At 58.3% G+C, this 11,900-nt stretch carries 12 protein-coding genes; 10 read left to right on the top strand and 2 right to left on the bottom strand.

The genetic code is table 11. The annotated features are described in order from the left end of the window. Positions 1-13: 13 nt before the first annotated feature. The 6 genes from rfbB to MP439_05100 all read left to right on the top strand — a co-directional run bounded on the left by rfbB (position 14) and on the right by MP439_05100 (position 5,808). Entirely contained in the window at positions 14-1,027 is a 1,014-nt protein-coding gene (rfbB, locus tag MP439_05125; protein ID MCI2975442.1) for a dTDP-glucose 4,6-dehydratase, read from the top strand. After that, a complete protein-coding gene (rfbD, locus tag MP439_05120; GenBank protein MCI2975441.1) occupies positions 1,009-1,890 on the top strand; it encodes a dTDP-4-dehydrorhamnose reductase in 882 nt (293 codons plus the stop codon). Before rfbB ends, rfbD begins: the two co-directional genes overlap by 19 nt. Next, positions 1,887-2,738, top strand: a complete 852-nt coding sequence (locus MP439_05115) for a glycosyltransferase family 2 protein (GenBank protein ID MCI2975440.1) — start codon at positions 1,887-1,889, stop codon at positions 2,736-2,738. Before rfbD ends, MP439_05115 begins: the two co-directional genes overlap by 4 nt. Positions 2,739-2,989: 251 nt before the next feature. After that, positions 2,990-3,781 carry a hypothetical protein gene (locus MP439_05110; protein ID MCI2975439.1) on the top strand — a complete coding sequence of 264 codons (792 nt, stop codon included), beginning with the start codon at positions 2,990-2,992 and terminating at the stop codon, positions 3,779-3,781. Positions 3,782-3,798: 17 nt separating this feature from the next. Beyond that, entirely contained in the window at positions 3,799-4,851 is a 1,053-nt protein-coding gene (locus MP439_05105; GenBank protein MCI2975438.1) for an NDP-sugar synthase, read from the top strand. Further along, positions 4,852-5,808, top strand: coding sequence for an NAD-dependent epimerase/dehydratase family protein (locus MP439_05100; protein ID MCI2975437.1), 957 nt, complete (start codon positions 4,852-4,854; stop codon positions 5,806-5,808). It abuts the gene before it with no gap. Positions 5,809-5,822: 14 nt separating this feature from the next. Here the strand turns inward: MP439_05100 and cofE are convergent, their stop codons facing one another. Together cofE and cofD are read right to left on the bottom strand one after the other, a co-directional pair. Next, positions 5,823-6,527 (bottom strand): coenzyme F420-0:L-glutamate ligase, encoded by a 705-nt coding sequence (gene cofE / locus MP439_05095; protein MCI2975436.1) that lies wholly within the window; start codon positions 6,525-6,527, stop codon positions 5,823-5,825. Continuing rightward, entirely contained in the window at positions 6,524-7,480 is a 957-nt protein-coding gene (cofD, locus tag MP439_05090) for a 2-phospho-L-lactate transferase (protein MCI2975435.1), read from the bottom strand. The genes cofE and cofD overlap by 4 nt, the downstream gene beginning before the upstream one ends. 255 nt (positions 7,481-7,735) lie before the next feature. Between cofD and MP439_05085 the strand changes: the two genes are divergently transcribed. From MP439_05085 to MP439_05070, 4 genes are read left to right on the top strand one after another with little or no spacing between them, the layout of a single operon-like run. Next, the gene (locus tag MP439_05085; protein MCI2975434.1) at positions 7,736-8,812 is read left to right on the top strand and encodes a glycosyltransferase family 4 protein; all 1,077 of its coding nucleotides are present in this window, start codon (positions 7,736-7,738) and stop codon (positions 8,810-8,812) included. Continuing rightward, positions 8,809-9,885 carry a glycosyltransferase family 4 protein gene (locus MP439_05080; protein MCI2975433.1) on the top strand — a complete coding sequence of 359 codons (1,077 nt, stop codon included), beginning with the start codon at positions 8,809-8,811 and terminating at the stop codon, positions 9,883-9,885. The genes MP439_05085 and MP439_05080 overlap by 4 nt, the downstream gene beginning before the upstream one ends. Then, positions 9,882-10,979: a glycosyltransferase family 4 protein gene (locus MP439_05075; protein MCI2975432.1), complete on the top strand. Its 1,098-nt coding sequence runs from the start codon at positions 9,882-9,884 to the stop codon at positions 10,977-10,979. The genes MP439_05080 and MP439_05075 overlap by 4 nt, the downstream gene beginning before the upstream one ends. Before the next feature lie 18 nt (positions 10,980-10,997). Continuing rightward, positions 10,998-11,870 carry a GDP-mannose 4,6-dehydratase gene (locus tag MP439_05070; protein ID MCI2975431.1) on the top strand — a complete coding sequence of 291 codons (873 nt, stop codon included), beginning with the start codon at positions 10,998-11,000 and terminating at the stop codon, positions 11,868-11,870. The last annotated feature ends 30 nt before the right edge of the window (positions 11,871-11,900 follow it).

Below are 11,900 nucleotides of genomic sequence, written 5' to 3'. Positions count from 1 at the left end.
AAAGGCGAGGATCGTGAAACTATTGGTGACCGGAGGAGCTGGATTCATCGGCTCTAATTTCGTGCACTATTGGCATGAAGCTCATCCCAACGACGATCTTGTCGTGCTCGATGTGTTGACCTATGCGGGTTGCCGCGAGTCGTTAGCCGACCTTGGGGATGCGATTCGCTTTGTGCGTGCTGACATTGGCAACACGGGCCATGTCGTTGAGGTGCTTGATCGGTACGCAATCGATGTGGTGGTCAATTTTGCCGCCGAGTCGCACAACTCCCTGGCCATTATCGATCCCGAGCGCTTTTTTCGCACCAACGTCTCTGGAACGGTTGGTCTCCTCGAGGCGGCGAGGACGTATGGGGGTTTGACGCGCTTTCATCACGTCTCCACCTGCGAGGTCTATGGGGATCTGGATCTTGATGCCAACGAAGCCTTTACCGAGTCGTCACCGTATCGTCCGAGAACGCCTTACAACGCCTCTAAGGCTGCGGCCGATCACGCGGTACGCGCGTATGCGCTCACCTACGGTCTCCCCATCAGCATCACCAACTGTGCCAACAACTATGGCCCGTACCAGTTCCCAGAGAAGCTCATCCCGCTCTTTACTGCGCTCGCGCTTCAGGATCAGCCGTTGCCTTTATACGCCTCAAAGGACAATCGCCGAGAGTGGATTCATGTGTTCGACCATGCTCGTGCAATCGATCTCGTCCTGTCGAAAGGTTCGGTTGGCCAGACCTACCATGTAGGGACTGGAGATGAGTTCTCTATCGAGGAGATCGCCGATCGTATCCTGGCCGAACTCCAAAAGCCCGATACACTTAAGACTACGGTTCCTGATCGACCGTCACACGACCGTCGCTATCTACTCGACTCCTCGAAAATCCGGGCAGAACTCGGATTCGCACCACAGGTCCAGTTCGACCAGGGAATTCGTGAGACCATTCAGTGGTATCGTTCTCATGAGTCATGGTGGCGTCCATTGCTGGGGCGCGCACCGGTACAGGAATCGGCTGCATGGCAGCTCGGCTCGTGACTCGCCTACGATTCCTTGTTCTGGGCGCAAACGGTCAACTTGGGCAACGTCTTGCGCGACGTCTGGGGGAGTTGGACTTACCGGTGGAGGTCTTTGCCTTTACCTCGGCCGAGATCGATGTTCGTCAACGTGCAGCGGTCAACGAGGCAATACGATCGCTTCGTCCTAATTGGATCGTAAACGCTGCGGCATTCACGGCGGTTGATCGATGTGAACGCGAACCAGAGCAGGCGTTTAGTGTCAATGCGCTGGCGGTCCGTTGGATGGTGGAGGCGGCTGTGGCCACCAAGGCGCGGGTCTGCAACTTCTCCACCGATTATGTGTTCGATGGCTGCTCGCAAGCACCCTACCGAGAGTGGGATGTGGTCAATCCGCTTGGGATCTATGGACGCTCAAAACTCGGCGGAGAGCGGGAGTTGCGGGTTGGCGTCGATCTCAATATCAGGACTGCTTGGTTAATGAGCTCTTCGGATGGCAACATCGCCTCAACGGTGGTTCGACTCGCGAATGAGGGGTCCCCCTTGCGTTTCGTCGGAGATCAGGTTGGTTCACCGACGATTGCTGACGATCTGAGTGAGGCAGCAGTGCAGCTCATGTTGAGCTCGACTTCCGGTTGCTTTCATGTTGTCAACGGTGGTAGCGCCTCTTGGTTTGAGGTTGTGCGCTGGATCCTTTCGATCCTTGGCCGAAGTCTTGATCAGGTCACCGAGATCAAAGCAGAGGCTGTTGCCGATCGGTACCCAGCGCCACGTCCGGCGTATTCGGTGATGTCAACGGCGTCGTATAGCGCGGCAACCGGTCGGACCACCGAAGATTGGCACGATGCTCTCGAGCGAGTCGTCCAAGATTTGGAGCGCCGGTGACGAGCGAACTCGCGGCAATCGTCGTTGTCTACCATTCTGGTCCGGTCCAACCACTGATTGATGAGCTTGGCAGGCAAGGGGTTACTCATGTCGTTGTCGTCGACAACGGCGCTTCGAGTCCTTATGCGAGGGAGTCGCACGTGGGTGGCTGCAGGGTCAACGAGGTCGCCTTTGGAGCAAATCTCGGCTACGGGGTAGCCATCAACCACGCCTTGGTCTTGATTCATGAGCCGATCGTGCTGATCTCGAATCCAGATGTAATGCCACATCCGGGAGCGATCGCCTCCCTTGTATCGACCGTGCTCGTAAACGAAGGAATCGGTGTCGTCGGGCCAAAAATTTTGGACGCATCGGGAAAGCACTACCCTTCGTTTCGGCGGTTTCCCTCGTTGTGGCAATCGATGTGGCATGGAGCGATTGGATGGCTGATGCCGGGTAGTTCCGCCACGCGCTCCTATCGGATGAGCGACCTTGATCCAGGGGAGCCAGTGGTCGTCCCGTGGCTCTCCGGGGCCTGCCTGATGTGCCCCCGGAGTGCATTGGTCGCAATCGGTGGGTTCGATGCCAAGTATCGACTCTACATGGAAGACGTTGATCTTTGTCGTCGATTGGTACTGCACGGATACCAAGTCGTCTATCAGCCGGCCGCGGTCGTGACTCATGTCGGTGGGGTGTCAAGTGGAAAGCAGCGTTTTCGTTCCATCGCCCAACATCACCGTTCGATGGTCGCATTTGCAGCCCCAGAGCAGCGCTCCACGCTTGCTCTGCTTGTCGTAACTCTTGGTATTGGCTTGCGCTGTGGCCTGAGTCTGGTGCGTGCAGGCGTATCCGGGTCGGTTCGCAATTAGTGGTACCCGAGTGGTTATTCGCGACGGCCAACTCACACGACCAGGCGTTCACACGGTCGTGGCCTTGGCCGCGCGTAGTGTTGTGCTACTTCGTCGGCTAGGCGAGCGGTCTGACTCATCGGAGGATTGTTTGACGAATGACAGGTACGGGAGCGTACTGAGCTGTGGCTGTGTGCATGTCAGCGGTCGTTGGATGGGAGTTCTTCTCACCTGTCTTGGTAGGGCCCAAAAGACGGTAGCCTTAACCTGTTATGGCTAGCAAAGAGAGCGCTCGAAGAGTTGCAAGAGCACAAGCGTCCGGGCGTGGGGCTAAGGTCCGACGGCAAATTCCGGTTGGGTTTTACTCGGCGTTGACGGTCATTGTTGTGGCTGGGATCGCGGTGGTAGGCTACTCGAAATACGAGATCGACCATCCGGCGTCGGCGGTTACCGCTGCCGACCAACCGGTTATCGGCACTACGTGGCATACTGCGATAGGCTTCGACGCCTGTGGTAAGTATCTGCCTCCGCTCGCCAAAACGACGAACGTTAAGAGTGGCGTGACGTCGCTCGGCAACGGAGTGCTGACGATTGCCCCCAAGGCTAAGAGTCAAGAAGGGGCGAATGCAACGCTTGCACTCTTGCCCGACGGCGTACCTGGCCTCAAGATTTTAAAGAGCGGGTTCCAGATCCCTGGGCACAAGGCAGTCACGGTTGCTGCTGGATGCGGGGGCAAGCCGGCAAAATTCGGCATTTACGTGTGGTCGTCCTTGCTCGCTACGAAGCCCACGGTGTACGCCAACCCCACAGACGTCCGGTTGCAGAATGATCAGATTGTGACGGTGGCAGTGCTTCGTAAGGGTGTCACGCCGTCTCAGCCCCCCACCGCAGCGAACCTTGCTACCGTCGGTGCCACCAGCACGGCCAAGTCCACCAGCACGTCTACTGGCACGGCCAAGTCCACCGGCAAGCCCACGTCCACTGGTACAGCCAAATCCACGGGCACTTCGAAGTCGGCCGGTGCCAAGTCGTCTACGGCGAAGTCGTCGACTAGTAAGAAGTAGAAGTAGCAGGAGGGGAGATGCGAGCAGTCGTTCTCGTCGGAGGAGAAGGTACTCGACTCCGTCCTTTGACGTTCCACACTCCAAAGCAGATGCTGAGGGTGATTGGGTTCCCGATGTTGGAGCGTGTCCTACATCGACTCCGCGGTTTTGGGGTCGATGAGGTGGTTCTTTCGCTTGGTTACCAACCTAATGCATTCCGTCTCGCCTATCCGACTGGAGAGGCTGCTGGGGTTCGCCTGACCTATGCGATCGAAGAGGAACCCCTCGACACTGCTGGTGCAATTCGTTTTGCAGCCGAGAGTGCCGGCATCGATGAGACATTCCTGGTGGTAAACGGCGATATTCTCACCGACTTAGATGTGAAGGATTTAATGGATTTCCATCTCGATCGTCGGAGTTTGGCAACGATCGGTCTGGTTCGTGTAGAGGATCCGAGCCAGTTTGGTGTGGTGGTAAAGGATGAGCATGGGCGTGCTTTGCGTTTTGTCGAAAAGCCCCCGATCGAATCCGCTCCCTCGCACGACATCAACGCTGGTATCTACATTCTCGAGCCCGGTGCTCTTGAGATGATCCCGCAGCTTGGCAGGATGTCTATCGAGCGTGAGTTGTTTCCCCGGCTCGTAGAGCAAGGTAGCCTTTATGCTCGGGCCTACGAGTGCTATTGGCTCGATGCAGGTACCCCGGAGAATTATTACCGAGCTATTCGCGATATCCTCTTCGGTGCACGCATCGGCGAACTTGTCCCTCCTCGGGCGTGGTACCCAGCCCCAAATCAGCCTGATGACGCCAATGGACATTGCTACATCGGCTCGGCAGTTGAGCTGAGTTCCCGATCGCAGGTGGCTGGCTCCGTGATTGAGGATGGTGTCGAGATCGCTGACGGTGCAACCGTCATTGACTCGGTCGTTCTCGAGGGGGCGCACGTTGGCCCCGGAGCGGTCGTTCGGGGCTCGATCGTCGGAGCCCGGACAATTATTCCAGAGGACGTATCGCTTGATGACCTCGCCATCGTGGCCGAAAGCACGGAGCTGCGCCCGGGTGATTCATTGGTAGGGGCCGGACGGTCGTAGATGACGCCACCCATACTTGTGACTGGTGGGGCTGGCTTCATCGGTTCGCACCTCGTTGAACGGTTAATCGACGCTGGTTACGAGGTAGACGTTGTCGACGACCTCTCGACGGGTTCGCTGGCTAATTTGCGTGTGGCGCGTGGGAAGGGTAATCGCGGATTGCACTTTCACAAGCTGAACATTGTCGATGGAGACCTTGGCGCCCTCATGAGTCGCCGCAAACCTGCAGCCGTCATCCATCTTGCTGCCAGAGCAAACGTGCGTGAGTCGATGCTCGACCCACTAGGTGACTTATCGACTAATCTCGTTGGGTCGCTCCGCGTGTTTGAGGCGGCGAGGCAGACTGGTGTCGCGAAGGTGATCTTCGCGACCAGCGCAGGTGTCTATGGGGCCGTCGAAGCATCAGCGTTGCCCATCAAGGAAGACGTCATACACTGCCCTGATTCCTTTTATGGGCTGTCCAAGGATGCTGTCCTCGGCTATCTACGACTGTATCGAGCAAACTTTGATCTTGAGTACACTGCCCTGATTCTGGCGAACGTCTACGGACCACGACAAGGAATGATGGGTGAAGGCGGTGTTGTCGCCAAGTTCGCCCAAGCGATTGCCTCGGATCGAGCGGCGACCATCATCGGTGACGGCACCCAAACGCGTGATCTTATCTACGTAGAGGACGTGGTGGATGCGTTCTATCGTTCACTCGAGCACGGCGGTGGTTTGACTTTGAACATCGCGACTGGTGTGGAGACATCTATCACCGCGCTCCACAAGGAAATGTATCGCATTGCCGGGTGTGATTATCGTGAACCTCGTGTTGTTGACCCTATCCCTGGAGAGATCCAACGATCTGCGTTGGATCCCCGGCGGGCAGGTTGGTACCTGCGATGGCATGCCACTACCACGCTGGAGCAGGGCCTCGAGGGGGTTCTCGACTGGTATGGTGCGTTACATTCGTGATCGTCTGCTGCGTGCTATCGAAAAAGGTCGAAACCGTAGCCTCTGACCACATCGGCGCTGATTGACCCTTGCGAGTCTGGGCGCCAGCTGTATCCCCTGACGACTACGAAGGGAGTCCGACCGTCTTTGCGTTTCACAAGGTCTGCTGCCCCAGCGATCTCGTCGGCGATGCAGATCTCTGTTGCCTGTAAGGTGTCGCCGTTGTGATCGCAGGTGCCACGTAGGTCGAGGATTGGGGCTAAGCCGGCGACCCCAATCGCGACATCGGTCACTCCGGACCTCCAGGTTCTGCCAAACGTGTCGGTGATGATGACAGCTAGTGTTCGTTGGGTGCGATGCCCCAGTTTGGCCAGCAGGCCTCGAGCACTGCGATCAGGGTCGAGCGGCAAGAGCGTTACCGTCCCGGTGTCGGTGTTGGACCGGTCGATGCCAGCGTTTGCGCAGATAAATCCGTGGCGGGTCTCCGTAATGGCGAGCGAACCTCGCCGACGCAGAACGCGAGCTGATTCTGATCGCACGAGTGCGTCAAAGGTTTGCTGATCATCCGGAGCACAGGCGACGACGCGCCCTTCGGCTTTTGAGACGACCTTCTGGGTCACGACGACGATATCGCCGTCGATCAGCTCGAAATCGCGGACGATGAGATCAACGAGGTCCTCACCTTCGGTGATGTCTTCGCTCGTCTGGATGGTGAAGAGCTCAAGACCTTTGGGTGTCATCGGCTCGCCGTCACGAACGTAGCGAGATCGACGGCGGCGGCAAGGTCGGTCATCAGTGTATCGGTGGTGCGCACGGTGAGTCCCAACGCACGGATCGACTCGGCGAGATCGGTGTCGGCGGTGTCCAAGATGAGCTCACTCGCGACGCCGAGGTAGAGGTTCGCGACGGTTCGCGCGTCGTGCTGATGCATGAGGGACTCGAGTAGGTCGGCGAGAGGTCCTTTGACCGCCTCGCCGGCGATGATTGGGGAGACGGCAATGACATCGCCAGCATGAGCTCGTTGGGATAGCTGTTCTTGGATGCCGTGCAAGGCGAGGATCGGCCCGATGGAGAGGATCGGATTCGACGGTGCGATGATGATCAGCCGGGCGTCAGCCAGGGTTTGGATCACAGCCTGGGTTGGTTGTGCCCTATCGATCCCTGCATAGCGCACTCGCAACACTCGTGGTTGATGGGAAAAGCGCACAAAGTACTCCTGGAAGTCGAGCTCGACGATCTCGTCCGCTCCAGTATCATCAGTAGGAAGCTGGACCGTGACCTTGGTCGCTACTTCATCATCGGTCATCGGTAACAAAGTGGCGTCGATCCCAAGACGTTCGACGATCTGTTGCGTGACGGTGGTCAACGATGCTCCGGAGCGGAGTAGTTGGGTGCGCAACATATGGAGTCCCAGGTCTCGATCGCCTAGGGTAAACCACGGATCGTCACCGAGGAGTTCAAGCGTTGTGCGAGCGGCGAAGGTCTCATCGCGTAGGCCCCAGCCAGTAGCTGGATTGACCATGTCAGCCAGCGTATAGGTGACGGTATCGAGGTCGGGACAGATCCTTAGGCCATAACGCCACCAGTCATCCCCGGTATTGACGATCGCCACAATCTCCTCACCCAGTTGCGCGTTGATCAAGCCTCGCAAAAATTTCGCGGCCCCGACGCCACCGGCCAGTACTGCTATCACGCTGTTGGTCTCCTGATCTTTTCTACAAGCGCCCCCACGCCGTCAAACGGGGCGATATCGCTTCAGTCTATCGAGCGTTGGATTCAGCGTGTGAGATCAGCCGGTTCCGCCAGAGACGTTGCAATGGCTTTGTTGATTCGCTACTAGCGTGGGTCTGCGCACTCGATGACGGCCAACGTCAGCAGCGCATTGGAAGTCGAGCCGACCGAGAGCTGGAGGTAGATCGTCCGAGTTGCAATCGAATTGACTGCGGTGGTGGGTCGCCGTAGCGGTATTGGTGAGTTTGCCTATCATATGGCGGCATCGGTCACGGAGCACGTCGACGCTAGCGGCTTCATGATATCCATGCGTGGTCGCCAGCAGTTACGCGCACTGCTTCCACCCGGAGTTTCCCATCTCGACCGGGTGTTGCCAGCGCGTCCGCTCATGGCAGCCTGGGAACGCTGGTATCGTCCGGATCTTCGCTACTTGTTCCGTGGCTTTGATGTGGTGCATGGAACGAATTTCGTCGTCCCTCCGATCGCTGGGATTGGTCGAGTCGTGACCGTTCACGATTTGACACCCCTGCTCTCGCCGCGATTCTGTCGCTCGGACGTGCTTGCCTTCCCAACCCTGGTTCGTCATGCCATTCATTCAGGAGCCTATGTACACACCCCGTCTGCGTTTGTGCGCACGCAGGTTCTTGACTACTTCGGTGCTGACCCGTCGATGGTGGTGGCGATTGCCCATGGCGTCACGCCGCTTCCCGAGAGCACGTCGGTGACATCAGCTATATCCTCGAGACTCGCCGGTCGCCCCTTTGTCTTGGCACTCTCAACGCTTGAACCGCGTAAGGGGCTCGCCTACCTGGTAAAGGCTTTCGCCTCGATCAGTGCCAACAACCCGGATCTGCGTCTGGTCTTGACTGGACAGGCTGGTTGGGGTATCGATGAACTCTTAGGGCAGTTACGTGAACCTTCGCTTAAGGATCGCGTCATTTTGGCTGGATACGTGTCCGAAGACGACAGGGCGTGGCTTCTTCGCAACGCTTTGGTGTTTGCCTACCCAAGCCTCTATGAAGGCTTTGGGCTCCCTCCCTTGGAGGCGATGAGTGTTGGCACGCCTGTGGTTACGACGTTGGGAGGCGCCATTCCTGAAGTAGTGGGTCCGGCTGCTGTCCTGGTTGCACCCGGCGCGATCGATGAGCTTGCCGATGCGTTGGTCGAGGTCATGGATTCTCCGTCGAAACGTGCATCCTTAATCGAGTTGGGATATGAGCGAGCAAGCCAGTACTCATGGGAGACCAATGGTCAAGAGATGGCGAAGCTTTATGCTCAGGTGACTCGGCGATGAAGTCCGGACTTTTGCTCGTTGATCAGCTGACACGTCCGGTTTCCGGTGGCATTGGCGTCTATATCGGCGGTGTGCTGCAAGGTCTCATGGAGCTCGGCTTCGATGATCGACTCACCCTCTTGACGTCGCGAAGCAAGGAACGTGTGGTCCCTAAGGTTTGGCGTGGAGGCCACCGTCAGATGCCCTTCGATCACCGGATTCAGCAACGATTGTGGGATCGCACGCATCGATTGCCGCAGGGGGATTGGGGATTCTATCATGCGTTCTCTCTCGGTGGACCTCGCATGTCGAGGTCCACCCCCACTGCGGTGGCGATTTATGACCTGCTCTTTCGCACGGCTAGGGAGACCTTCCCTGCGCGAGCTCGTGATTGGCACGAACGAAGATTCGATCAAGTGCAACAAAGCGAGGCCCGAGTGGTGACGTTGGCCACCGAGACGGTTGAACTACTCGTTGGGGCGGGCATCGATCGGCACCGCATCGTCGTTATACCCCCGGGCATCGACCATCTCACTCCAGCGGATCCTGAGGCCACCACAGCACTCCTTGATCGGCTTGCTATCGATGGGCGCTATCTCATGGTGCTTGGAACGATTGAGCCACGGAAAAATCTCCCCCGCATTCTCGTGGCGTATCAGCAGTACCGTGCACGGGCCTTCGACCCAGCCCCCTTGGTCATCGTAGGCCCAAAGGGATGGGGTAGCGAGCTAGTCCTGCCCCGAGGCGTTGTCGTCGCCGGTCGAGTCAGTCCCGGCGTGGTGACCGGACTCTTGGCGCGCGCGCAAGCCCTGATCTATGTACCGCTTCAGGAGGGTTTTGGCCTGCCGGTGATCGAGGCTCTCGCGTCAGCAGTGCCGGTCATCACCTCCGCCAACATCCCGGCTGCGCGTTATGGTGGGCTCGGCGTGGAGCCGACCGATGTTGACGCGATTGCTGAGGCGATCGATCAGATCAACGAGGACGAGCCCTTGCGATCGAGGCTCGTGACCCATGGGTTACTGGCCGTGGACGGGCTATCCTGGGTTGAGGCTGCTCGACAACATGTTCAACTATGGGAGGAGCTGGCGGAGTGAACCCTGTAGCTATCGATGCGACATCAATACCCAGCGACCCAACCGGGGTCGGGCGGTATGCAAAGGAGCTGGTCTCTGCCATCTACCATCTCGATGATCGGCCACCCATCTCCTTGTTGACGACTCGAGCATCGCTTCGGTTGTTTGCACTGCCACCTCGAGGAAACTACGAGAATCTGATCGCCGCCCCTAACAGCCGGCCACTTCGCCTGCTCTATCAGGAGCGCAGTCTCGGTACCATTGCGATCAAAGGAGGGGCTCGTGTCTTCCATGGCCTGCACTATCAGGTTCCTTCCTCTCGCAATCGCCTCAAGGTTATCGCTACCATCCATGACCTGACGTTCTTTGACAATCCAGAGTGGCACGAGCCCGCAAAGGTGCGTTACTTTCAGCGGGCCATTCGGCTCGCCATCAAGCGTTCTGACGCACTGATTGTCCCTTCGCAGGCGACGGCAGAGCGACTCACCCATCACTTTGCTACGACACCACCGATTCACGTCATCTACCATGGGGTCGATCCACTGCTGGTGCCGGAGCATGGAGGTGACGAGGACGACGCGGTTGAGCTGTGCTCGTTGGGCACGATTGAGCCAAGGAAGAACCTTGCCAAGGTGCTGGGAGCCTTTGACATCGTGGCTGATCGACACCCGGATTGGCGACTGCGCATCATTGGCAAGCGCGGCTGGAAAACGTCGGACTTTGACGAAGCCTTGGCAGCGATGCGCAATCGTGGCTGCGTCACGGTCGAAGGCTATTTGGATGAGAAGGATCTCCGCCATGCCCTGCGGCGAGCACGAGCAATGATCTATGTCTCCAACGCCGAGGGGTTTGGCCTGCCAGTCCTTGAAGCCCTTGCATCCGGGCTGAACGTAGTGACGAGCAATCGTTCGGCGATGGCCGAGGTTGCCGGCGAGTATGCGTGGCTTGCCGATCCCGACGATATCGATTCGATCGCCTCGGGCATTGAGACGGCAGCCATGACGGCCCGCACTCCGGATGAGATCGAGCGCCAGGTGGGGTGGGCACGGAGCTTTACCTGGGAGCGCGCGGCCCGCGAGACGACCGGACTGTATCGCCAGCTGCTCGAGGGTTAGCGGCGGATGCGGGCGCTCGTGACAGGTAGTCGTGGTTTTGTTGGGGGTTGGCTCTGTCAACATCTGCTCGATAGTGGGGATGAGGTTATTGAAGTTCCCGACGGGGTGGATCTCTGTGACCAGACAGAACTTGCTGGGTCGCTTGCCGATGTCGAATTCGATGTCTGCTACCACTTGGCGGCCCTGTCTCACGTCGGTCAGTCGTGGTCTGATCCGGAGCTCTATTATCGCAACAACGTGCTGAGCACGGCGAACCTCGTGGCTGTTTTGGCACGTAAAGCGGGACCACCCCGATTGATCCATGTCTCTTCATCCGAGGTCTACGGGCGGGTGCCGGTTGGCAACCTTCCGATTCGTGAGACGCAGCCGCTCCGACCGGTCTCTCCGTATGCCGCCTCCAAGGCTGCAGCGGAGCTGGTCGCTTTGCAGGGCAGCTGGGGCCACAGGATGCCGGTTGTCATCGCTCGTCCGTTCAACCATACGGGGCCTAAGCAATCGAGCGACTTTCTCATTCCAGCGCTCGTAACTCGGATACTGGCGGCCAAAGCTAGCAGGCAGAGGATCCTCAAAGTGGGTAACGTTGGGGCCCGGCGCGACTTCTTGGACGTGCGCGATGTTGTACGTGCCTATCGCGGGCTCGCGCTGACGGGCATCGCTGGCGAGGTTTACAATGTCTGCAAAGGGCAGGCGGTGAGCGTTCGCGACATCGCCGAGCTGGCGGCTAGTGTCGTCGGTTGGGAGGTGGTTCTTGAAGTGGATCCGCAACTCTTGCGGCCAGACGACGTGGAGTTGGTGGTTGGAGATCCCACCAAGTTGCACCTGAGCACGGGGTTCACGCCAGAGCTGTCGTTGCGCTCAACCGTCGAGTCCCTGGTCGCCCAACTCCTTTAGGAGAGACGTAACTGATCGCTAGCGCGAAAC

This window comes from Ferrimicrobium sp. (assembly GCA_022690815.1).
Taxonomy (GTDB): Bacteria; Actinomycetota; Acidimicrobiia; order Acidimicrobiales; family Acidimicrobiaceae; genus Ferrimicrobium.
The sequence above is the reverse complement of the archived record's forward strand: the minus strand, read 5'-3'. Positions and strand labels throughout refer to the sequence as shown.